Annotated in this window: 16 protein-coding genes; 5 read left to right on the plus strand and 11 right to left on the minus strand. The window is 62.7% G+C overall.

From position 1 onward, the window contains the following. Window positions 1–324: 324 nt before the first annotated feature. A complete protein-coding gene (hrpA, locus tag LVD10_RS09970) occupies window positions 325–4,260 on the minus strand; it encodes an ATP-dependent RNA helicase HrpA (RefSeq protein ID WP_237063500.1) in 3,936 nt (1,311 codons plus the stop codon). Between the two features lie 531 nt (window positions 4,261–4,791). Between hrpA and LVD10_RS09975 the strand changes: the two genes are divergently transcribed. Then, window positions 4,792–6,267: a peptide MFS transporter gene (locus LVD10_RS09975; protein ID WP_232941204.1), complete on the plus strand. Its 1,476-nt coding sequence runs from the start codon at window positions 4,792–4,794 to the stop codon at window positions 6,265–6,267. Window positions 6,268–6,338: 71 nt separating this feature from the next. Here LVD10_RS09975 and LVD10_RS09980 read toward each other — a convergent pair whose 3' ends face one another. The 10 genes from LVD10_RS09980 to dnaX all read right to left on the minus strand — a co-directional run bounded on the left by LVD10_RS09980 (window position 6,339) and on the right by dnaX (window position 15,113). Beyond that, window positions 6,339–7,520, minus strand: coding sequence for a vWA domain-containing protein (locus tag LVD10_RS09980; RefSeq protein ID WP_232941203.1), 1,182 nt, complete (start codon window positions 7,518–7,520; stop codon window positions 6,339–6,341). A gap of 14 nt (window positions 7,521–7,534) precedes the next feature. After that, a complete protein-coding gene (locus LVD10_RS09985; protein WP_232941202.1) occupies window positions 7,535–8,380 on the minus strand; it encodes an AAA family ATPase in 846 nt (281 codons plus the stop codon). A 132-nt stretch (window positions 8,381–8,512) separates the two neighbouring features. Further along, window positions 8,513–9,214: a YEATS-associated helix-containing protein gene (locus tag LVD10_RS09990; RefSeq protein WP_232941201.1), complete on the minus strand. Its 702-nt coding sequence runs from the start codon at window positions 9,212–9,214 to the stop codon at window positions 8,513–8,515. A gap of 226 nt (window positions 9,215–9,440) precedes the next feature. Then, window positions 9,441–9,821 (minus strand): hypothetical protein, encoded by a 381-nt coding sequence (locus LVD10_RS09995; RefSeq protein WP_232941200.1) that lies wholly within the window; start codon window positions 9,819–9,821, stop codon window positions 9,441–9,443. A 26-nt stretch (window positions 9,822–9,847) separates the two neighbouring features. Beyond that, window positions 9,848–10,303: a YcgN family cysteine cluster protein gene (locus LVD10_RS10000; protein WP_237063502.1), complete on the minus strand. Its 456-nt coding sequence runs from the start codon at window positions 10,301–10,303 to the stop codon at window positions 9,848–9,850. Window positions 10,304–10,306: 3 nt separating this feature from the next. Then, complete coding sequence (locus LVD10_RS10005; protein ID WP_232941198.1) at window positions 10,307–10,594, minus strand: YcgL domain-containing protein; 288 nt, start codon at window positions 10,592–10,594, stop codon at window positions 10,307–10,309. Between the two features lie 8 nt (window positions 10,595–10,602). Then, window positions 10,603–11,733, minus strand: coding sequence for a ribonuclease D (rnd, locus tag LVD10_RS10010; protein WP_237063504.1), 1,131 nt, complete (start codon window positions 11,731–11,733; stop codon window positions 10,603–10,605). Between the two features lie 7 nt (window positions 11,734–11,740). Then, on the minus strand, window positions 11,741–12,346 hold the full coding sequence (recR, locus tag LVD10_RS10015; RefSeq protein ID WP_232941196.1) for a recombination mediator RecR: 606 nt from the start codon (window positions 12,344–12,346) through the stop codon (window positions 11,741–11,743). Window positions 12,347–12,361: 15 nt separating this feature from the next. Continuing rightward, entirely contained in the window at window positions 12,362–12,706 is a 345-nt protein-coding gene (locus tag LVD10_RS10020; protein ID WP_232941195.1) for a YbaB/EbfC family nucleoid-associated protein, read from the minus strand. 4 nt (window positions 12,707–12,710) lie between these two features. Next, a complete protein-coding gene (gene dnaX / locus LVD10_RS10025; RefSeq protein ID WP_237063505.1) occupies window positions 12,711–15,113 on the minus strand; it encodes a DNA polymerase III subunit gamma/tau in 2,403 nt (800 codons plus the stop codon). A 246-nt stretch (window positions 15,114–15,359) separates the two neighbouring features. Between dnaX and LVD10_RS10030 the strand changes: the two genes are divergently transcribed. The 4 genes from LVD10_RS10030 to LVD10_RS10045 all read left to right on the plus strand — a co-directional run bounded on the left by LVD10_RS10030 (window position 15,360) and on the right by LVD10_RS10045 (window position 23,487). Beyond that, complete coding sequence (locus LVD10_RS10030) at window positions 15,360–15,884, plus strand: RNA polymerase sigma factor (protein ID WP_232941193.1); 525 nt, start codon at window positions 15,360–15,362, stop codon at window positions 15,882–15,884. A gap of 511 nt (window positions 15,885–16,395) precedes the next feature. Next, a complete protein-coding gene (locus tag LVD10_RS10035) occupies window positions 16,396–17,445 on the plus strand; it encodes a FecR family protein (RefSeq protein ID WP_232941192.1) in 1,050 nt (349 codons plus the stop codon). Between the two features lie 135 nt (window positions 17,446–17,580). Next, window positions 17,581–20,478 carry a TonB-dependent receptor gene (locus tag LVD10_RS10040; RefSeq protein WP_232941191.1) on the plus strand — a complete coding sequence of 966 codons (2,898 nt, stop codon included), beginning with the start codon at window positions 17,581–17,583 and terminating at the stop codon, window positions 20,476–20,478. 231 nt (window positions 20,479–20,709) lie between these two features. After that, window positions 20,710–23,487, plus strand: coding sequence for a TonB-dependent receptor plug domain-containing protein (locus LVD10_RS10045; RefSeq protein WP_232941190.1), 2,778 nt, complete (start codon window positions 20,710–20,712; stop codon window positions 23,485–23,487). Window positions 23,488–23,674 lie beyond the last annotated feature (187 nt).

The following is a 23,674-nucleotide window of genomic DNA, read 5'->3' on the forward strand; positions in this document are numbered from 1 at the left end:
GCCATACTGCTGTTTATTACACACGTGAGCACGCTATTTCCAGCTGCCGTGTGCGCCAGGGCAGGTTTCCCCGGCAAACGCGGTCACATCCGGGCGATCAAGCGGGGTTAGCCGGGAACGGGAGCAGGGAAGAACAGATAAAGAAAAGCCGGTCCGCGCACTGCACGCAGCGGACCGGCCACCGGAATCCCGGTTTAGCGGATGGACAGTACATGAAAAAGAACCCACGGAAGCCGCGTGCCCACGATTGAGAGCGGCCACCCTCCCTGGCTAGCACGCTCTCAGGACCCCGACGGCCGTTTCCGTCACCCCTGTATACGCCGGTCAGAGCGAGATGGATTGATCGATTTCACTCCAGAGCTTGTTCAGTCGCTTGCTGGATACCGGCAACAGTGTTTTCAGCGACTGGGCGAACAGGGAGACGCGGAATTCCTCCAGCATCCAGCGATACCGGGCCAGCTGCGGCTCCGCGGCCACGATGCGTGGCGAGTGCTTCTCGACCTGCGCCAGGAACGGTTCGGCGGCCTTGTGCCACTCCGCCTGCAGGCGCCGGTCGCGATTGGGGTCCAGCGCGGCCTTTTCCAGCCGCAGTTCGATGCCCTTGAGGTAGCGGGGATACTGGCGCAACCACTCCAGCGGGGTATCAAACAGGCAGCCGCGATAGAACAATCGCTGCAACTGCTGCTGGATATCACCCACCGCCATCGCCACCGCCAGGTTTTTCTGTTGCTTGATCTGCTTGCGCAGGGGCACCAGCTGGCCCAGCGCCTTCACCAGCAGGTCGGCAATTTCCTGCGCCACCCCCACCAACTCGCCGCTGCGCTCCAGTGCCTCCAGGAAGCCCGCCTCGGTGCGGGGCCATTCCTCGCCGGGCCAGAACAATTCACGCGCCGCTGCCATCAGGATATCGTCGGCCACCTCTTCGCGGCGTCCCAGGTCGGCCGCGCTGAGGCCCAGCTCCTTGCCGCGCAGCAGTTCCTTGCGCAGGTACTTGACCGGCTCGGGCAGGTGCAGCAGCGCCAGGCGGCAGGTGCCGGCCCGGGACAATCGCCAGGCCTCGCGGGGATTGTCGAGCAATTTCAGGGATACGCTGTCACGCTCTTCCACCAGCGCCGGGTAGGCACGCACCTTCAGGCCGCCCTGCTCCAGGGTGTGGGTTTCTGGCAGGTCGCCGAAGTCCCAGCGGGTAATTCCGTCACGCTCGAAGTCATCCCCGGCGGTGGCCAGTTCGCGCTGTACCCGGTCCCTGTAACGCGCCTGCAGGGTGGGCAGGTCACGGTCCTGGTCGATCAGCTCGCCGTCCTCATCCAGCACCTGGATGTTGAAACGGTAGAAATCCTCCAGCGACTGCTCGGCAGACTCCCAGGCCTCGGCTGGCAGTTCAATGGTCGTCTGGCGGTGCAACTCATGCGCCAGTGCCTGCCACAGGGGTGTGTCACCGGCCTGCATCCTCAACAACGCGCGATCGACGGCGGCGGGCACAGGTACAAAGTACTTGCGCCACTGCTTGGGCAGCGCCTTCACCAGCGCGATACATTTGTCCCGCAGCAGCCCCGGCACCAGCCAGCTCAGCCGCGCCGCCGGCACCTGGTGCAGGGCGCCCACCGGCACCTGCACACTGACACCGTCATCCGCGGCACCGGGCTCAAAGTGATAGCCGAGCGGGAACTCGATTCCCCCCGCGCGCAGTTGATCCGGGAACTGCGCCTCTCCCACATGATCGGCGCTCTGCTGCATAAGGAGTTCGCGGGGGATAAACAGGAGTTCGGGGTCCTCTTCCTCCGCCTTCTTACGCCAGTGCTCAAAGCCGGCCAGGTTGACGATTTCCGCCGGGAGACGCTCATCGAAGAACTGGAACACCACTTCGTCGTCCACCAGGATGTCCCGGCGCCGCGACTTGGCCTCCAGGTCTCCCAGCTCCTCCAGCAATTCCAGGTAGTGACGGAAGAAGCGGCCCCGGCCACGGCGGTTTTTGTCGTAGCGCTGCTCCACCAGTGCCTGGCGGATAAAAACCTCGCGCGCGGTCTGTGGGTCAAGTTTGCCGTAATGGATCCGGCGTTTTTCCACCAGCACCAGGCCGTACAGCGAAATCTTCTCGTAGGCCATCACCTGTCCGGCGCGGGTGTCGTAGTGCGGCTCAAAATAGTGGCGCTTCACCAGGTGCTCGGCTGCCGCCAGCACCCAGTCGGGCTCTATCTTGGCCACCGTATGGGCGAACAGGCGGCTGGTCTCCAGCAGTTGCCCGGACACCACCCAGCGCGGTGGTTTCTTGTACTGGCCGGAGCCCGGGAAAATGTGGAAGCGCCGGTTGCGACAGCCAATGAATTCCTTGTTCTCGTCGCGCACGCCGATATTGCCCAGCATCCCCGGCAGGATTGCCCGGTGCACGGCCTCGTAGGTGGCGGGCTCGCGATTCTCCTTCAGTTTCAGCTCGCGGCTGGCCACTCGCAGCTGGTGGTGGATATCCCGCCACTCGCGCATGCGCAGCCACGACAGGAAGTTCTTCTGGCACCACTTGCGCAGCTGGTTCTGGCTGAGTTCCTGCCGCTGTGCCTCGAAGCCGTCCCACAACTGTACGAAGGACAGGAAATCGGATTTCTCATGGCGCCACTGCCGGTGCTTCTCGTCTGCAGCCTGGCGTTTTTCCGCCGGCCGCTCCCGCGGGTCCTGCACCGCCAGCGCGCTGACGATCACCATCAGTTCGCGCAGGCAGCCCTGCTCGCCCGCCGCCAGCAGCATGCGGCCCAGCTGCGGGTCCAGCGGCAGGCGCGACAATGCCCGACCGAGCGGCTTTACCCGCCCGCGGCTGTCCACCGCCTGCAGCTCCTCCAGCAGTTTGTAGCCGTCGTTGATCAGGCGCGCATCGGGCGGGTCGACAAAGGGAAAGTTGTGGATATCGCCGATGCGCATCTGCAGCATCTGCAGGATTACCGCCGCCAGGTTGGTACGCAGGATCTCGGCATCGGTGAATTCAGGCCGCTGCTCAAAATCACGCTCTTCATACAGGCGCACACAGACACCGGCACTCACCCGGCCACAGCGGCCGGCACGCTGGTTGGCGCTGGCCTGGGAGATGGCCTCCACCGGCAGGCGCTGGATCTTGCTGCGGTAGCTGTAGCGGCTGATACGCGCCGTCCCCGGATCGATCACATAGCGGATGCCAGGCACGGTAATGGAAGTCTCTGCCACGTTGGTGGCCAGCACGATGCGGCGGCCCTTGTGCCCGTGAAAGACCCGGTTCTGCTCGGCAAGGCTCAGGCGCGCATACAGCGGCAGTACTTCCAGCTGGGGAATATGGGCATCCCGCAGCGCCCTGGCACACTCGCGGATTTCCCGTTCGCCGCTCATGAACACCAGGATATCGCCACCACGGCGACTGCTGCCCTTCTCGTCGTGCAGCAGCTCCTCCACCGCCGCAATCACCTGCTCGGACAGATCGGCGTCGCTGTCCGCTGGTGGCCGGTAATGAATCTCCACCGGATAGGTGCGACCGGACACCTCGATGATCGGTGCATCATCAAAATGTTGTGAAAACTTCTCCAGGTCGATGGTGGCGGAAGTGATGATCAGCTTCAGGTCCGGCCGTTTCGGCAGGATGGTCTTGAGGTAGCCCAGCAGGAAATCGATATTGAGGCTGCGCTCGTGGGCCTCGTCGATGATCAGGGTGTCGTACTTGTTCAGCAGCGGATCCCGCTGGATTTCCGCCAGCAGGATACCGTCGGTCATCAACTTGACGTGGGTGTGCTCGTCACTGTGATCGGTAAAGCGCACCTGGTAGCCCACCGAGTGCCCCAGCGGTTGCTGTAGCTCCTCGGCGATACGGTTGGCCACGGTGCGCGCGGCGATGCGCCGCGGCTGGGTATGGCCGATCTGTCCGTAAACGCCGCGGCCGAGTTCCAGGCAGATCTTGGGCAGCTGGGTGGTCTTGCCGGAGCCAGTCTCACCGGCCACCACCACCACCTGGTTTTCCGCAATCAACTTGGCGATCTCTTCGCGCCGCGCCACCACCGGCAGCTCTTCCGGCCAGCTGACAGTAGGCAGCTTGTCCCGCCGGGCGGCCGCCAGCGCCCGGGATGCCCCCAGATCTCTCTCCAGCTGGGCCAGCATCCGGTCCGCCGGCTTGCCCTCCCGCAGCCGCCGGCGCGCGCTGTCCAGGCCCTTGCGCAGGCGATGGCGATCGCGCCCCATGCACTCGGCGACGCGGGGCTCGAACTCTTCGCTCAGGACTTTCAGGGCGGCGGTGTCTTCGGTGTGACTCATAATCCGGGGACTGACTGCAAACGGGCGATTATACCTGCTGGGCCGTGACAGACTAAATGACCGGCGCGAGCCCACCGAAGACAAGCAGGTCCACGCACCTGCGCCAGGATACGGCGGGCGACGGTCTGAGCGGTCAGGACGACCGCGAAGACCAGCAGGTGAATGCGGCACAGGGATGTGCCGCCCGCCGGCAAAGCCGGCGCGAGCCCGACGGAGACAAGCAGGTCCACGCACCTGCGCCAGGATACGGCGGGCGACGGTCTGAGCGGTCAGGACGACCGCGAAGACCAGCAGGTGAATGCGGCACAGGGATGTGCCGCCCGCCGGCAAAGCCGGCGCGAGCCCGACGGAGACAAGCAGGTCCACGCACCTGCGCCAGGATACGGCGGGCGACGGTCTGAGCGGTCAGGACGACCGCGAAGACCAGTAGGTAAAAAATGGCGCTGAACTATACTCAAGGCAACACCGTCCCCGGATACCCAGTCCGGGCGACACCTTTTCCTATGCCCGGGACTTGCCAGAGGTACCTTCATGCAAGATCTCAAGCCAAAACCGCCCTCCTCCGCCGGGGAGATGCTCGGCCACCCCAAGGGGCTGTTCCTGCTGTTCGGCACCGAGATGTGGGAACGGCTCAGCTATTACGGCATGCGCGGTATCTTCGTCTTTTACCTGACTTCCGCTGCCGCCGCGGCGGCCTTTGGCTGGGAACAGCTGTCAGATACCGAACTGCAGTCCCAGGCCCTGAGTTACCTGGGCTGGTACGCGATGCTGGTGTACCTGACACCGATCATCGGCGGCTGGATGGCGGACAACAAATGGGGCCAGCGCCGCTGCATCATGTTTGGCGGCACGCTGATGATGCTGGGCCAGTTCGCCCTGGGTTTCCCCCATGGCTGGCTGCCGGACGGCACCGAGATCTATATGCTCTGGCTGGGCCTGGCCCTGCTGATCGTGGGCAACGGCTTCTTCAAGCCGAATATCTCCACCATGGTGGGTGACCTCTACGACGAGGGTGACCACCGGCGCGATACCGCTTTCACCATTTTCTATATGGGGATCAACCTGGGCTCGATCCTCGGCTACCTGGTAATCGGCTGGATCGGCGAGAAGGTGAATTACCAGCTGGCGTTCTTCACTGCCGGTATCGGCATGTTGCTGGGCCTGTTGCTGCAGATGTTCCAGGCAAAAAAATTCCTCGGGGATATCGGCGTAGAGCCCTCGGCCAAGCTGGGACTGAAGCAGGACACGGTCGACAAGCACAAACCACTGACGCCGGAAGAGCGCGATCGCATCAAGGTGATACTGATCCTGGGTGTATTCACGGTAATCTTCTGGGCCGGCTTCGAGCAGGCGGCGGGCTCTATGAACCTGTTCGCCAAGTACAACACCGACCTGAACGTGATGGGCTTCGAGATCCCGGCCAGCTGGCTGCAGATGGTGAACCCGCTGTTTATCATTATCCTGGCGCCGGTAATGGCCAGCCTGTGGGTGGGACTCGGGGCGCGCGAGCCCAGCTCCCCGGCCAAGTTCAGTATGGGCCTGGTGTTCCTGGGGCTGGGCTTTGTCTCCATGTGCGGCGCGGCGCTGCAGATCGGCGATTCCGAAACCATCAAGGCGAGCATCTGGTGGCTGGTATTCGCCTATATCTTCCACACCATCGGTGAGCTGAGCCTGTCACCGATCGGCCTCTCCATGGTCACCAAACTATCACCACTGCGCTACCTGTCACTGATGATGGGGCTGTGGTTCGCCTTTATTGGCGTGGCCAACAAGGGCGCCGCTGAAATCGGTAAGCTGGTGGGGGAATCGGGCCCACTGGCCACCTTCGGCGGCGTCGCCATTGCCGCGATTGCAGCGGGGATCATCCTGTTCCTGATCCGCAACCGACTGGTGGACTGGATGCACGGCGCCGAGGAGGAGCACACGAAAATTGGCCCCACCACCCAGGAAGAGATCGGCATCACCGCCGACCACGAGGGGGCGCCTCGGCGGCACTTCAAGGAATGATTTGAGGGGATTGCCGGGCCGCTCCCCTGCAGGAGCGTCCCATGGCCGCGATGGACTGTACGGGCCCGGGTTCAACGCCCCTTGACCAGGCGCCCGATAGCACGGTCCAGGCCCTCCAGGGTCATGGGAAACATGCGCCCTTCCACCAGCTGCCGGGTCATGCCGATACTGGGTGTGTATTGCCAGTATTCCTCACCCACCGGGTTAAGCCATACCAGGTTGCTCCAGGTATCCGTCACCCGCTCCATCCAGGCAGCACCGGGCTCCTCGTTCATGTGCTCGACACTGCCGTAGCGGTGGGTGATCTCATACGGCGCCATGGAGGCATCGCCGACAAAGATCACCTTATAGTCATTGCCGTAGGTGCGCAGCACCTCGAGCAGCGGTGTGGTCTCCTGGTAGCGGCGCTGGTTGTCCTTCCACACATGCTCGTAAATGAAGTTGTGGAAATAGAAATACTCCAGGTGCTTGAACTCCGAGCGACAGGCCGAGAACAGCTCCTCGCAGGATTTCACGTAGGGATCCATGGAGCCGCCCACATCAAAGAAGATCAGCACCTTGATGGCGTTGTGGCGCTCCGGCACCATCTTGATGTCCAGCAGGCCGGCATTGCGGGCCGTGGAGGAAATGGTGTCATCCAGGTCCAGCTCCTCGGCGGCGCCGGTACGGGCGAACTTGCGCAGCTTGCGCAAAGCCACCTGGATGTTGCGGGTGCCCAGGGACACGCTGTCATCCAGGTTGCGGAACTGGCGCTTCTGCCACACCTTGGCCGCCGACCGGTTGCGGCTGTTGCCGCCCACCCGGACACCCTCGGGATTATAACCACTGTTGCCAAACGGGCTGGTACCGCCGGTACCGATCCATTTGTTGCCACCACTGTGGCGCTCTTTCTGTTCCTCGAGGCGCTTCTGGAACTCTTCCAGCAGCTTTTCCAACCCACCCAGGCTCTCGATTTTTGCCTTTTCTTCCTCGCTCAGCTGCTTGAGGAACTCGGCCCGCACCCACTCTTCCGGAATCATCTGTTCCAGCAGGTCATCCAGGGTTTCCAGGTCCTGGAAATAGGCATCGAAGGCCCGGTCGAACTTGTCGAAATGCTTTTCGTCTTTCACCAGGCAGGTGCGCGCGAGGAAATAGAATTCCTCCAGGTCGGCAAACACCAGCCGCTGCTGGAGCGCTTCCAGCAGGGCCAGCAGCTCGGTGATGGACGCCGGCAGTTTATAGCGGCGCAGGTTGAGGAAAAATCCAATCAGCATGGGAAAGCGTCAACTCAGCGGTTTTCGCGGCGCGCCATAAAGGCGAGGCGCTCGAGCATATGCACATCCTGCTCGTTCTTCAGCAGTGCGCCATAAAGCGGCGGGATGGCGCTGGTGCTGTCGCGGTTCTTGAGTACTTCCTCGGGGATGTCGTCGGCCATCAATAGCTTCAGCCAGTCGATCAGCTCGGAAGTGGAGGGCTTTTTCTTCAGGCCCGGGACCTCACGCAGCTGGAAAAAGATATCCATTGCCTCTTTCACCAGCTGCTGCTTGATGTCCGGGTAATGCACATCGACGATCCGGTGCATGGTATCCCGGTCCGGGAAGCTGATGTAGTGGAAGAAGCAGCGGCGCAGGAAAGCGTCGGGCAGCTCTTTTTCATTGTTGGAAGTGATAATCACGATCGGGCGCTGTTTCGCGCGGACAGTTTCGCCGGTCTCGTAGACAAAGAACTCCATCCGATCCAGTTCCACCAGCAGGTCATTGGGAAACTCGATATCGGCCTTGTCGATTTCGTCGATCAGCAGCACCACGCGCTCGTCGGAGTCGAATGCCTCCCAAAGTTTGCCGCGCTTGATGTAGTTGGCGATGTCGTGCACCCGGTCCACCCCCAGCTGGGAGTCCCGCAACCGCGACACAGCATCGTACTCGTACAGGCCCTGCTGGGCCTTGGTGGTCGATTTGATATGCCACTGGATCAGTTTCAGGCCCAGGCTCTGCGCCACCTCCTCTGCCAGCAGGGTCTTGCCGGTACCCGGCTCGCCCTTGATCAGCAGGGGGCGCTGCAGGGTGACCGCTGCGTTCACCGCCAGTTGCAGGTCGTCGGTGGCGACGTAATTGTCGGTGCCGGTAAATTTCATGGTGACTCCCATCGCGAAAAAACAGAGATGGGCAGCATGGTAAGGGATGGCAACGGGAGATCAATGACAATTCAGCATGGATCGCTTGCCCGGACTTCGCAGTATCCGGGCGGTGGGTTCAGGAATGGACGGTCACTCGCCCACACGCTCATCGGCAACGGCCTGGGCACTGCGCCGGCGTACCACCTGGCGGCCCTTGTCGGTGATATACCAGCGGATACCCAGGTGGCTGTGGATCTTGCCCACCATCTCCAGCACCAGCAGGCTGTTCAGGGCCCGGGCAGCGGAGTTGGTCTCCATGCCCCCCTCCTGCACCATGCCGCCCAGGGAGCGGAACACGCACTCGCCGGTGTTGAGCAGTTTCAGCACATGCAGGGCGTTCTCGTCTAGCTTGCGGATCTCGTTGAAATCCAGGGTCGGCCCCTGGTCGGGGTCGCCCTCGATCTCATGCTCCAGCAGCGGCATCATCTCCAGCTGCATGGCGCGCAATTCCTGCTCGAGGTTCTCCACCCGGGCCCGAGCGATACTGGCGTCCCGCAGCTGGCGGCGCGCGGCGTTGAACACGAACATGCGTGAGGCGATGGCCGCAAGCAGGCAGTAGCCGGTAAACAGCAACAGGCGCGACGGATCCCCCTGGATCTCGATCAGCAGGTCGCTCTGGGTAAACTTGAGGAAGATGGGCACCATCAATGCGCCGCACAGGCCCATGATCAGGCAGCGCGCCAGGCCGGCCGGGTCCTCCTCGGTGAACAGCATCTGGTAGTAATTCACCAGGCCACCGAGAATACCGGAGACCAGCATGACAGCACTCAGAATTAGCAGATGATCGAGCATCCGGGTTCCTCTGCCGGGCAGGGCCGGAAACCCCTGTACTCCCGCAGGCCCGGGAGGCTGTATGGAAGGGGGTGGATTCCCGGGTACCAGGCCACATTCTTGTAGTCACCGGGCCCCGCTTCGCTGCGGGGCCAGCCCTATAGATATAGCAGCTGTCCGCCGGGCGCGGACAGCACCAAGAGGAATTACGCGCCTTTGCTCGACCGGGCGCAGCCAGGCGGTACTGTCACTGGTTGCTGTAGTAGGGATCGTCCTCAAACTCGCGGCGCTTTTCCCGGCGGTGGCGCAGGATCAACGTCACCAGCCCCCACAGGGACACCAGTGCCAGCGCTCCGCCGGTGGCGAACACCAGGTTGGCGGTCACTTCCGGGGCCGGCCCCTCCTCCTCGAACAGCAGCTGGTAGGCAAACATCGGCAGTACCGGCAGCGGCGCCGAGTCCGGCGTGCGGCCGACGGTGGGAACCAGCAGCGCGGCAGCCGCCACCAGCAGCAGGGCGCGCCGCGGCCAGGACCAGCGCCAATTGCGCATAAACCACCAGCCCGCCAGTAACAGTACCAGGGTCCCGCCTGCGTAAATCATCCAGGCAATTCGAAACTCTTCCGCCATAGTGTCCAGTTCTTGGTTATGTTGTTCTAAACGGGATCGTCACCCACCCAGGTGACGATATGTTCCTCGAAGTCATCCGGGTGCACCAGCTCCTCGCTGATTACACAGCCGCGCACCGAGATACCGGCCTCGTGCACCGATTCGGCACGGCCCGATACCAGGGGATGCCAGTCTTCCAGCGGGCGCCCCTCCGACAGGGCGCGGTAGGCACAGGTGCGCGGCAGCCAGTGGAAATCCGCCAGGTCGCTGGCGCGCAACTGGATACAGTCCGGCACCCGCTGCTTGCGATTCGGGTAGTCGCCACACTGGCAACTGTGCGTATCCAGCAGGCGGCAGGCGATGCTGGTGCTGTAAATCTCGCCGGTCTCCTCGTCCTCGAGCCGGTGCAGGCAGCAGCGCCCGCAGCCATCGCAGAGCGACTCCCACTCGCTGTCGCTCATCTGCTCGAGCGACTTGCGCTGCCAGAAGGGTTGCCCGCTCACGGCTCAGCGCTGCAACTTGCTGTTCTGCGCCGAGATCGCACGCATCTCATCATCGACCACCGGCGGCATCTGCAGGTAGAAACCGCGCTCGCGGATCTCTTCCAGCACCCGCGCCGCGTCGGCCCGCGCCAGTGGCTTTTCCGGCGTGAGCAGCAGGGTCACCACATGCTCGGGCTTGCCGAACAGCTGCAGCAGCTTTTCCGGCACCCGCGCGATCCCCTCACGCTTCTCCACGTAAAGATACATTTCCTCTTCCCGCGGGCTGCGGTAAATATCACAAACTGTCTTCACTCTGGTACTTACCCTACTTTCTCGCCACGCAGCGCCCGCAACTCCTGCAACAGGGGCTGACCAATGACATCGCTGCGCCAACCTTCCAGGCGTCCCTCGAGAGAGGGCCTGTCAGCCTGCACCAGCGTTTCCAGTTCTTTCTTGCGCACCAGGATCTCTGCCGGCAGGTGGTACTCCTCGGCCACCTCCCGCACCCGGCGACGCAACTGCTTGAGGCATTCACCCTCGCGCCGGTCCAGCGGGCGGGGCAATGCCGGCGGGACGTCATCACGCCCGGCTGCGCGCTCGATGACCTGCAGCAGGATATCGCCATATTCCCGCAACGTCTTGCCCTCGAGCCCCGGCTGCGCCATGGCGGCGGCATGCGCCGGCAGCTGCTCGGCCAGGTTCATGCAAATGCTCTCTTTCAGCAGGTGGTTGCGCGGCATATCCCGCAGGCGGGCCTCGCGCTCGCGCCAGGCGCAGAGATCCTGCAGGGCGGCCAGCTGCGAGCCGCGCAGGCGCCAGGCACCCTTCACGCGCTGGTAATAGAGTTCCGGCGGCTGCGGGTTGCGCGCCGCGCGGACCAGCGCCGCGCAGTCCTCCTGCAACCACTCTAGCCGCCCCTGCTCCTGCAGGCGTTTCCGCAACAGCGCGTAAACCGGCGGCAGCCAGGCAACATCCAGGGCGGCATAGTTCTTTTGGGCCTCGCTCAGGGGGCGCTGCAGCCAGTCGGAACGGGTTTCACTCTTGGGCAGCTCCACGTTCAGGAGCTCGTTGACCGTAGCGGCATAGCCCAGCCCCGCGGCCATACCGGTCATGGCCGCAGCAACCTGGGTATCGAATATCGGCTCGGGTATCGCCCCCAGTAACCGCTCGAGGGTTTCCAGGTCTTCACTGCAGGAGTGCATGATCTTCGTGACACGGCTATCCAGCACCAGCTCGCGCAGCGGTTCCAGGTCATCGATCGCCAGGTTGTCGATCAGGTAGGCATGCTCACCATCCCCCACCTGGACCAGTGCCGGCTGTGGATAGAAGGTGCGGCTGCGCATAAATTCGGTGTCGAGTGCCACGGCTTTCTGCCCGCGCCACTTTTCACACAGCTGCGCCAGCTGCGCGCTGTCATCCACCCAGACGGGTGTGGTGTCCACATTCAGCATCGGGACCTCAGTTACCGGAGAAAAACGCCGTACGGCTGTTGAAAGCGTGTGCGAGGGTGCCGCCATCGATGTATTCCAGCTCACCGCCGATAGGTACACCGTGGGCAATGCGGGTGACCGCTATACCCCGGTCCCGTGCCCGCTCGGCAATAAACTGGGCCGTGGCCTCGCCCTCGACGGTAGGGTTGGTGGCGACGATCAGCTCCTGCACCGGCTCGCGGTCGAGCCGCTGCTCCAGCAGGTCGATGCCCAGGTCCGCCGGGCCCACGCCATCGATGGGGGAGAGGTGGCCGTGCAGGACGAAGTAGCGCCCGTGGTAGTTGCCCGCCTGCTCGATTGCGAGCACATCGGCCGGGGTCTCCACCACGCACAGCGAACTGTCATCGCGCCGGGTGCTGGCACAGAGGGCACAGCGTTCCTGCTCGGTGAGGGTACGGCACTGCGTGCAGCGCCCGACCTTCTCCACCGCCTGTTCCAGGGTCCGCGCCAACAGGCCGGCCGCATCCCGGTCACGCTCCAGCAGGTACATGGCCATGCGCTGGGCAGACTTGGGGCCGACACCGGGCAGGCAACGCAGTGCGCGGATCAGCTCTTCAATCAGGGGACTAAACATAAGTGCCGCAGGCCATCAAAAGGGGAACTTGAAGCCTTCCGGCAGGTTCATACCAGAGGCCAGGCCACCCAGCTGCTCTTTCTGCAGTTTCTGCGCCTGCTCTTCCGCCCGGCGCACCGCGTCGTTCACGGCCGCTGCCAGCAGGTCCTCGAGCATCTCTTTGTCTTCACCCATCAGGTCGGGATCGATCTCGACCCCGGTGCAGTCGTGGCGACCGTTCATGGTGACTTTCACCATCCCGGCTCCGGCCTCGCCGACCACGCGCAGCTCGTTGAGCTGCTCCTGCATCTTCTGCATTTTCTCCTGCATGTCGGCCTGCATTTTCTGGGCCTGCTGCATCAAATCGCCCAAACCTTTCATTGTCTCACTCACTCTCTTTCAGATATTCGACCGACTCGGCCACCAGTTCGGCGCCGAGTTCTTCCTGCAGTTCCCGCACCAGCGGGTCCTGCGCCAGGGCGTCGCGGGCCGCTGCCGCGCGCGCCTCGCGAGTGGCCTGCACCAGTCGCGCAGGGGTGGTGCCATGTACCTGGCCCACCTGGATATGCACATTGACCGGCTGCTGAACAAAGTCACCGATGACATCCGCCAGGCGACGCTGGTGCACCTCGTCATACAGACTGCTGTAGGACTCATCGAGGGTAAAAGACAGTATATTGTCCTGCCGCCCCACCAGTTCCAGGTGCATGGCAATTGAATGCAGTATGCCGGTAATCCCCAGCTGCGGGTACAGCGCCGGCCAGTTACCCGGAGTCAGGGCTTCCAGGCGGGCCCGCGGCGCGGCCGGTGCGGGCTCCGGTTCCGGTGCCGCCGGCTGCGCCTCAACCCCGGCCACCGGGGTGGATTCCACCGCGGCTACCTGCTGGCGCAACTGCTCGCGCAACGCCGCGCGCTGCTCCGTCGCGCCGCCCGCCGCTGCGGCCCCTGAATCGTGGCCATCCTGGACGGGCCCACCAGGGCCGGCCTGTCCCGCCGCCGGGGCTGGCTGGGGATTTCCGGCTGGCCCGGGGGGCTCTGCCCGCTGAGGGCTCCCTACCCGCTGAGGGCTCTCCACCCGCTGAGGGCTCTCCACCCGCTGAGGGCTCTCAACCGGCTGAGGGCTCTCGACCGGCTGATGATTATCCGCCCGCTGGGTACTGTTTATATTGCCTCGCTGGGGATTCCCCACACTCCCGGGCTGGTGGCTCTCCATCTCCTGGGGCTGATGGCTCTCCATCCCATGGGGCTGATGGCTCTCTACGCCCACAGGCTGCTGGCTCTGCATAGCCGCAGGCTGGGGACCCTGCGTGGCTACGCGCTGAGGGCTCTCTACCGGCCCGGGCTGCGGGACTTCCTCCCAGGGCGGTGTGCTGTCAGTAGCGGCGGCCGCTTCAGGTACAGGCGCGGGTGGAGTGCTCGCCGCTTGAGGGAAAGCGCCAGCCGGCTGCGGGCCGCTGCTGGCCTGCTGCGCAGGAGTAGCCGGGCTGGAAGGCTCTTCCGCCCAGGTGGGCCCTGCATGATCGGGCGCACCAGCGGGCATGGACGCTGTTCCGGGAGCCGCGGTTTCGGGTTGCGTTTGTACGGGAGAAGTGCCGGCTTCAGCCGGCGCCGGGTCCTGTTGCGGCTTTTTTACGCCGGGATCTCCCGCAGCGGGCTGGTTGCCGGCATCCGCTTCCAGCCGGGCGCTGGGAATATCCGCCACGCCCTGGGGCCGGAAAGCCAGCATCCGCAGTAGGGCCATCTCGAATCCACTGCGCGGGTCTGGCGCCAGCGGCAGGTCCCGCCGGGCAAGCAGGGCCATCTGGTAATACAGCTGTACGTTTTCAGGGGCCAGTCGCGCGGCATGCTGCTGCAGGCGCTCCCCGTCCCCCAGGGTGTTGTCCACCGACTGCGGCAGGACCTGGGCCACAGCGATACGGTGCAGGTTGTTGGCCAGTTCCGCCAGGGCGGCGCTGTAGTCAGGCGCCTGCCCGGCGAGTTCCTCTACCGCCGCGAACAGGGCCGGGGCACTCTCATCGGCCAGGGCTTCCAGCAGCTTCCATACCAGCCCGGTATCGATGCTGCCCAGCATGGCGCGGACCTCGGCCTCGGCCACCTTGCCGCCGCCAAAGGCGATTGCCTGATCGGTCAGGCTCATGGCATCGCGCATACTACCATCCGCAGCACGCCCGAGGTGCCACAGGGCCCCCTGCTCGAACGGCACCATTTCCTGCTCAAGCACGAAACGCAGGTGCTCCACCACCCGCTCGGGGCTCATGTTCTTGAGGTTAAACTGCAAACAGCGCGACAGGACAGTCACCGGCAGTTTCTGCGGATCGGTGGTAGCCAGCAGGAATTTGACGTGGGGCGGGGGCTCCTCCAGCGTCTTCAACAGGGCGTTGAATGAGCTGTTGGAAAGCATATGTACCTCGTCGATCAGGTACACCTTGTAGCGGCCCCGGGTGGGAGCGTACTGCACATTCTCCAGCAGCTCGCGGGTGTCCTCCACCTTGGTGCGCGAAGCCGCATCCACTTCAATCAGGTCGACAAAGCGGCCCTCGGCGATTTCCGTACAGGCCGCGCACTGGCCGCAGGGCTCGGAGCTGACCCCGCTTTCACAGTTCAGGCACTTGGCCAGGATGCGGGCAATGGTGGTCTTGCCCACCCCCCGGGTACCGGCGAACAGGTAGGCATGGTGCAGCCGACCGTTATCCAGGGCGTTGATCAGGGCCTGCAGCACGTGCTCCTGCCCCACCATCTCCCGGAACAACCGCGGCCGCCACTTGCGAGCCAGTACTTGATAACTCATCCGCTCTCCAGCGCTCCCGGCGCCCTGTGAATTCATTCGGTCTACGCGCCCACGGCGCGGGCCCCATTATAACGGGATCACCGCCAAGTAATAGCGTCGCCACGCCGTGGCCAACCGGATGTCCCGGGCAGGGGCAGGGATTTCCCCCGGCCCCCTCGTCGCCGGGGAGAGGCCTGTGATATAACTGTGCGCCAGCTCGCAACACAACAAAATCACAACGAGCGCAGTCAGGAATCCCACTTATCGATGAATAAAAGTCGGAAAACGCTTCTCGAAAAGCTGTTTGCCGAACACGGCCAGGCGCTGGTGCGCTTTGTGACTAGGATCGTCAGGAATACTGAGGATGCCGAGGACATTGCCCAGCACGCCTACCTGCGCCTGCAAAAGCTCAGCGACGAGAAAGAGCTGGATAACCCCCGGGCGTACCTCTACCAGATCGCCAACAACCTGGCTGTAGACCAGCTGCGCCGTGGCCGCCTGCACATGGACTATGTCAGCCAGCAGACTCCGGCCGAGGGGGAAGCACTGCCTGACGACCACGCCGATCACCAGTCCCCGGAACGGGTCCTTGCCGCCCGACAGCAACTGCAGTCCATCTACGAGGCAATGGACAGCCTGCCACTGAAATGCCGGCAGGCGTTCCTGCTGCACCGCACGCGCGGACTCTCTTATAACGAGATTGCCAGGGAAATGAATACCTCGGTGAGCAGCGTCGAAAAGTACATCCTCCAGGCACTCAAGGCCTGCCGTCGCAAAGTCACCCCACCCTGACAGCAGCCTGCACCCGGGCGACTACACTTTTCCCCGCCCCTGCAACAGTACATCCGGGAAACTGTCAGGGAACCTTCACGATCCACCGTTAACATGCGCCAGCCAGCAGATTTGCGGGGATTTGACCGGCAACAGTGGAGGGCGTTCACGAGAAAAAGTTCTCTCCACGCTGCCCCGGAGGGGCTAGCCGAGACCTGGCGCACAACGTTTGTGCGCAGTGCGCTAATTTTTTTACAAAAACTCTTGAGGGATCCCCCTGGTCGGTCGTCTCATCTCAAGAGCTGGTCATCTGAACACAAAAAACAGGCCCAGCAGCACAGAAAACGCTAATATTGAGCGCAACTGCTAACAGTTATTGCGCGAAGCAGCGCCCAGGCGCGGAAAAACGCGCCAACAGTGCACATTATCGATAGAATGCGCCGTTTTGGGGCGCCCGGCAAGGCGCCCGGCTTCAGCGACGCAAACCGCCAACAGGCATAACAGGATTTGGACTTAAACAGGTTAAACAGTGGTGAACTCAGCGGGCGGACAGATCAATCCCAGCGAAGAGCAGCTCGACCAGGCATGTGCCTGGATCGCGCGCCTGCGCTCGGACGCCGTTTCCGCGGCCGACCGGCGCGAGTTTGCCAGCTGGATCGGCGGCTCTGCGGCTAATCGCCGGGCCTTCGATGAAATGTCCGGTCTCTGGGGCGACCTTGGTGCTCTCGGCCATATGCCGATCGACCAGCTGTTTCCGGAAAGCCTGCCCACGGTATCGACCCGCCCGGCCCCGGAAGGTCGCCGCAAAGCCAGCGCGGACAACGGTGGCTGGGGATGGGCGCAGTGGCTCAGCGGTGGTGGCCTGGTCGCGGCCTGCCTGGTGGTGACCCTCTGGGTCGGCAACCAGTGGCTGGCCGAGGACGCCGTGAACCAGCAGGTGTACACCACTGTGGTTGGCGAAACCCGAACCGTAACCCTGACTGACGGCACCCGGGTGCAACTGAATACCAACTCTGAACTCCAGGTAAGCTACAGCCGCGAAGAGCGCCGCACCACCCTGTTGCGCGGCGAGGCGTTCTTCGATGTAGAGCGCCAGACCGCACGCCCGTTTACCGTGGCAGCCGGCAAGGCGAAGATCCGCGTACTGGGCACAGAATTCAATGTTGAGCGCAACCCGGACAATACCCGGGTTTCCGTCACCGGCGGGGTGGTCTCGGTGAGCGAGTCCAGCAGCGCCAGCGGCCTGCGTCCCGAGTCCGTCAAACTGGTAAAAAACCAGAAAGTCAGTGTTTCGGGCAGCGGCCTGGGCCAGGTAAGCGCAACTTCCGCCGACGAGGCCCTGGACTGGACCCGCGGCGTGCTGGTGTTTGACCGAACCCCCCTGGAAGAGGCTCTCGAGGAGCTGAATCGTTACCTGCCAATACCCGCTGCGGCCGACGCCAGCGTGCGTGAGCGCAAGCTATCCGGCACTTTCGAGCTGTCCGACCCCGATAACACCCTGAAAGCCATAGCCGCGGCCCTGGACCTCCAGGAGGATCGCAGCAATCCAGACCTGACTCTCTTGTCTCCCAAGCCTAACTAAGTTATAAAACTGCCCGGGCGGACAAATATTAAACAGCCTCCCCGCTGAGTCCCGCCGTTCACCGATAAATCCAGATAAGAAACAGCGGCATATCCGGCCAGGCCGGCCGCCGTTGGTGCGAAACGGGCAAGCAGATTGATTAGACGGCTCTGGGCCACACTGTCACTGGCGACTCTTGCAGCGCTTCCGGCGTCTGCTGGTGCTGCCTGCCCGACTTCCGGGATCCAGCTACCCGCCGGCAAGCTCTCCAGTGCCCTGATCACCCTGGGCCAGCAATGTAAGATTTCCGTGCTGGTGCACGCTTCTGCAGTAAACGGCTATACGGTGCCGAAGCAGGAGCTCCCTGCGAAAGATGGGGATTTCGTCGCGGCACTGGAGCAGCTACTGGGCGGCTCCCCCTTCGATTACCGCCGTATCGGCCCGGCGGCCGTGGCCGTGGTGGCACGGGCAGCGCCGGTCGAGCAGTCCTCCGGCGACCAGCCACCATCGCCCACGGAGGAGATTACGGTAACCGGTCGCAGCCTCACCGGCACCCACTTGCGGCACAAGCGGCTGAGCAGCTACGCCCCCATCGATATCCTTGCGCAGCCGGAGCTCGAGATCACCGGCGCACAGACGATTTCAGAACTGCTGAAATTCCTGCCGGCGGTTTCCGGCAACTCCACCAGCACCTCGGTCAGTAACGGCGGCGATGGCACCGCCAATGTAACCCTGCGCGGACTGCCCGCCAGCAACACGCTGGTGCTGATCAATGGCCGGCGGATTGTGAGCAACGGCTTTGGCGGTGAGACCGCCGACCTGAACACCATCCCCCTCTCTGCCGTGGACCGGATTGAAATCCTGAAAGATGGCGCCTCCGCTGTTTATGGCTCAGACGCCATCGCCGGCGTAGTCAATATCATCCTGCGCCGCGACTTCGAGGGCCTGTCGCTCAACACCTATTACGGCGCCGCCGAGCAGGGCGACCAGGAGACCACATCGAACCACCTGACCTGGGGCCAGGCATTCGAGAACGGCCACCTGATGTTCAGCCTCGCCCATTACCAGCAGGGCGAACTGAAAAGCCGTGATCGTATACTGTCCGCCACTGCGGACAACCGTGACCGGGGCGGCACAGACTTGCGCTCGGCAGCCTCGCCCAACGGTTTTATCGGCCTCGCTGGTGGGAATATCGTCACCACCACCAGTGATGGTGAATATCGCCAGTGGACCCAGGAAGATCGCTACGATTACAGTGAGTTCACCACCGCAGTAGTGCCATCTGAGCGCTGGTCCGCTTATACCGCAGGGGAGCTGGTCCTGCAGGACAACAGCACCCTGTTCGCCGAAATCATGGGCGTACAGACCCAGGCCGAAACGGTTTTTGCCCCGACGCCCGTTTTCACCCGCTTCGATAATGGCGACCTGGAAATCAGCGCCGACAATATTTACAACCCGTTCGGTGAACCTCTTACCGATGTGCGCAAACGGGTACTGGAGCTGGGCCCGCGCGAGCAGGAGAACCGCACCGACACCTGGCGGGCGAACACCGGCCTCAAGGGCTCCTGGGACAGCTGGCAGTGGGAACTGGCCGTAGGGCTTCACTACACCAGGGCCGAGGAATCCCTCAGCAACCTGATTGACCCCCAGCGCCTGTCCGCCGGACTCAAGGGGGCGAGCTGCACTGACAACCAGGATTGTGTTCCGGTCAACCTCCTGGGCCCCAGCGGCAGCATCGACGGCAGCCAACTGGACTTCATCCGCGCGCAAAGCCGCGTTACCGGTGAAACCGAAATGATGTCGCTGACCTACATCACCGACGGCATCCTCGCCAGTTACAACCAGGGCGACATCCCTGCCGCCGCGGGTATAGAACTTCGCAGCGAAGCCATTGATTTCCGCTCCAGCGATGCCGGCGGGCTGTCAAAAATTGGCGGCATCGCCGCCGGTGCCGCCGAGGGCAGCCGCTTGGTGGCCGAGGCATTTACCGAAATATCGGTTCCGCTGCTGCACGAGCAACTCTGGTTTGATGCTGCCCTGCGGGTATCTGATTACAACGATTTTGGCAGCACTGCCAACCCTAAAATGGCGCTGCGCTGGAAGGCCATTCCATCCCTGATGATCCGCGGCACCTATGCCACCGGTTTTCGCGCGCCCAATCTTGTGGATATGAACCAGACCGGTTACCAGAGCCAGGAGTTCCTTTTCGATCCCTGCAGCCGGGCGGACGCAGACACCCTGCCCGGCTGTACCGGCGTGTCTGACAGTTCGCGCATCCAGTTCCTGACCGAGTTCGGCGGCAACAGTGAGCTGCAGCCTGAGACCTCCGACAACCGCACCATCGGTATCGTCTGGACACCGGAAGTCGTGGAGGGCTTCGCTGCGACACTCGACCTGTTCGACATCCGCCAGAATGATGTTATCGATACCAGCCCGCAGTACCTGATCGACCAGAACGCCAATCGGGGCCTGTTCACGAACCGGGTGCTGCGCGACGCGCAGGGGGATATCACCAAGATCATCGCCACCCGCCTCAATATCGGGGCGCGCGAGGTCCGCGGACTCGACCTGGCCCTGCGTTATGAAAAGTCCTCCGAGAAACTCGGCCAGTTGCGCTGGTCGTTCAACGCCAGCCACCTGCAACGGTACCTGAACCAGGCCGCCCCCGGGGCGGAAACCGAGGACCTCACCGGGACTTTCGTGGATCCCGCCAGCGGTGGCGCCGGCTCCCTTCCAGAATGGAAAGCCAACACCGGCATCTACTGGAAACGCAAGCGCTGGGAAGGCGGCTATACCATCCATTACGTGGATGCGCTGGAGGAAACCTTTACCCGCGGTACCACTGCTGTAACACGAAAGATCGACAGCTGGACCAGCCACGACATGCAGGTGGCCTATGCGGTGCCGCGCGGTTTCCGCGTGGCGCTGGGAATTGACAACCTTTTCGACCGCGCCCCGCCTTTTGCCGCCACCGCCTTCAACGATAATCACGACGGTCGCACCTACGACCTGAGCGGTCGTTACTGGTATACCACCCTCTCCTACAGCCTGTAATGGCACCCAACCGGGTCATCCTCAAATGATGAACCTGCGGCCTTAAATCCTGCCTGTGGCATTTTATTTATCGATCTGCCGCGCCTTCGGCGTACGAATGTTCGAAGCAAACTTTCCATGTAGAAAAAATGTTCTAGTGTTTTAGCAAGCCTCTGTTGATAGAAGTTTGCAGTTGTCATGGAGGGCACTGCCGAATTCGGCGTTTAGAACCGGTATCAGGAGAGGTATACCATGGACAGATCCCGTCTATCCCGGGCAATCAAGGGCGCAATCGCAGCCACCGCCGTATCTACAAGCTTTTTTGCCACTTTGTCGTTTGCTCAGGAAGTGGAGGAAGTTGTCGTTACCGGTACACGCATCCAGCGTGCCACCGATGCCACCAGCGCCACCCCAATCAGCGTTTTCGACGCCGCGGCACTGGAAGCATCCGGCCAGACAACGCTGGAGGATTTCCTGCAGGAAGTTCCATCAATGACCGGCGGCCAGCTGGGCTCCTCGGTCAACAACGGCAACCCCGGCCTCGCCACTGTTTCATTGCGCGGCCTGGGCTCTTCCCGGACACTGATCCTGCTGAACGGTCGGCGCCTCAGCTCATCCGGCCCCTCCACCGGCGTGGTGGACCTGAATACCATCCCCACCACTGCGATCGAACGCGTGGAAATCCTGCGGGATGGTGCATCCACCATCTACGGTTCTGACGCCATCGCCGGCGTGGTCAACATCATCACCAAAAAGAATTTCGAGGGCGCAGAAGCGTTTTTTGATGCGGGCACCTCCCAGGAAAACGATGGCCAGGAATACCTTGCCGCCTGGACGTTTGGCGCGGCCTCGGAAGACGGCGATGGCAACGTAATGCTGAACATCCAGTACACGCGGCGCCATGATATTTTCCAGGGCGACCGCAAGTTCTCCGATTGCCCGCTGTTTGAGAGCGGCGGCTCAGTGCTTTGCGGTGGCAGCAGCTATACCGTGCCCCCCCGGTTCTTCAGTGAGAGCTTCCCCGGCGGCCCCATCCTCGATGCCAATACCGGACAGATCCGGCCCTTTAACCCGGCCGGGGACGCGTTCAACTACGCGGAAGTCAGTTACCTGATTACCCCGCAGGAAGTGGTTACCTTCTACGGTTTCGGTGACAAGGAACTTTGGGACTGGGAAAACTTCACAACGTTTGGCACCTTCGGCGAGCTCCTCTATGCGAACCGGCAATCTGACCAGCTACTGGCCCCGGAAGGCACCTTCTTCCAGCCCACGGCGCCGGCCACCAACCCCGGCAACCCAACCGGAGAGGACGCCATCATCCTCCGCCGGCTGGTGGAAACCGGCGGACGCTCTTTCAACCAGGACCTGAGCATGTGGCGGGGCGTGGTTGGTTTCGACGGCGAAATCTGCAATGAGTGGACCTGGGATATTTCCTACAACTACGCCCGCTGGGTCGACTCGCAGATCGATCGCGGCCGCTCTAACCCGGGACGCTTTACCACCCTTCTGGATCCGGCCCTCTGTGCGGCCGACGAGGACTGCGCTGCGGCGGTGGACGAAGCCGGGGTAACCGCCTGGGACCCCTTCCGGCCGGGCACCTTTACCCAACCGCTGCAGGACTACGCACTGGTGGTCAATTCGCCGGTGGAAAAAGCCACCCTCAACAGCCTGCAGGCCAACCTGGTCGGCGACTTCTATGACTGGTCGATCCCCTGGGCCAGCGAGGCCCCCGCCTGGGCCGTGGGCTATGAGCGGCGCCGGGAGCGCACCGAAGTCACCGTCGACGGCGCCGCGTCACTGGGACAGATCTACTTTGTCAGTGGTGTGGACTGGGGCGGCGCATATGACGTGGATGAATTCTACGGTGAGGTGCGCCTGCCCATTATGGACGGCCGTGACTGGGTAGACCTGCTGGCGGCCGAACTGTCGTTCCGCTACTCCGATTATGACACCATCGGCAGCGACACCACCTGGGCCGGTGTACTCGAATATGCGCCCATAGAGCAGCTCCGCTTCCGCGGCACCTATGCCGAGGGCTTCCGCGCGCCGGGCCTCGATGACCTGTTCCTCCCTCCGACGCAGTCGGCAGAAACCTATACCGACCCCTGTGTGAACTGGGGCGGCAGCAATAACGCCAACGTGCGGGCGAACTGCGCCGCCGATGGTTTGCCCCCCACTTTCGAGCTGGGCAACTCCCAGGCAACCGGTCTCTTTGGTGGTAATGAGGACCTGAAAGCGGAGGAATCTGAGAGCTGGACCCTGGGTATCGTATGGACGCCGACCTTCGTCGAGGATCTGAGTTTCTCCGTCGACTACTTCGATATCTCGGTGGACAACGCTATCGGCACGTTCAACACCAATACCATCGTCAGCAACTGCTACACCAGCCCGAACTTCAGCTCGCCCTCCTGTGACCTGATCACCGGCGCCGGTGCCGTGGGCCTGTCCTCGCTACCCACCAGCCCCCGTCGCGACCAGAGCGGCACCATTGCCGGCCAGCTGTTGAATGCCCAGAACATCTCGACCTTCGAGACCTCGGGTGTCGATTTGGGTGCTGAGTACAGCCAGGACCTGGGCCCGGGTGTCTTTACCTTTACCGGTAATGCCACCTGGCTGGACGAGTGGAAGTTCCAGGCCAGTGAGTTTGAGCCGGAGGTAGACCTGGCGGGTTACTACGGGGTTGACCCGGTCACCACCCGGATCGCAGCCTTCCCGGAATGGAAGTTGTACACCAGCTTCGGTTACGAGTATGACTGTTGGTCCACCAATGTGATCGTACGCATGGAAGGTGCGGTCGATGATATCGACCCGCGGGACGTTGACCTGGCCACCCGGGTGGACGAAACCTGGTATACCGACTTCAACTTCCGTTACTTCCGCTGGGAGAACGTGACCCTGTCCGGCGGTATCCGCAATGTCTGGAACCAGCAGCCGCCCTATGTCACCAACTACGATGACATGAACACGCTGCCGCTCAACTACGACACCGTGGGCCGCTTCTTCTATGGCCGCGTAGCTTTCTCCTTCTGACATGCCCCTCCTGCCCCGCCCAAAAGGGCGGGGCAGCCTTCCTCCCTTCGCCACAACCCCCCTTACCTGTCCTAACGATATTTATGATCATAATTTGATCATCATGTCTATTTGTTGTTCGCGACCCTACGTCCCCAAGCTGTCATTAAGCTTTTTCGGGAAAAAAATGAATTTTTTTTGAGGGGTC

The sequence above is a fragment of the Microbulbifer zhoushanensis genome, assembly GCF_021729055.1.
GTDB lineage: Bacteria > Pseudomonadota > Gammaproteobacteria > Pseudomonadales > Cellvibrionaceae > Microbulbifer > Microbulbifer zhoushanensis.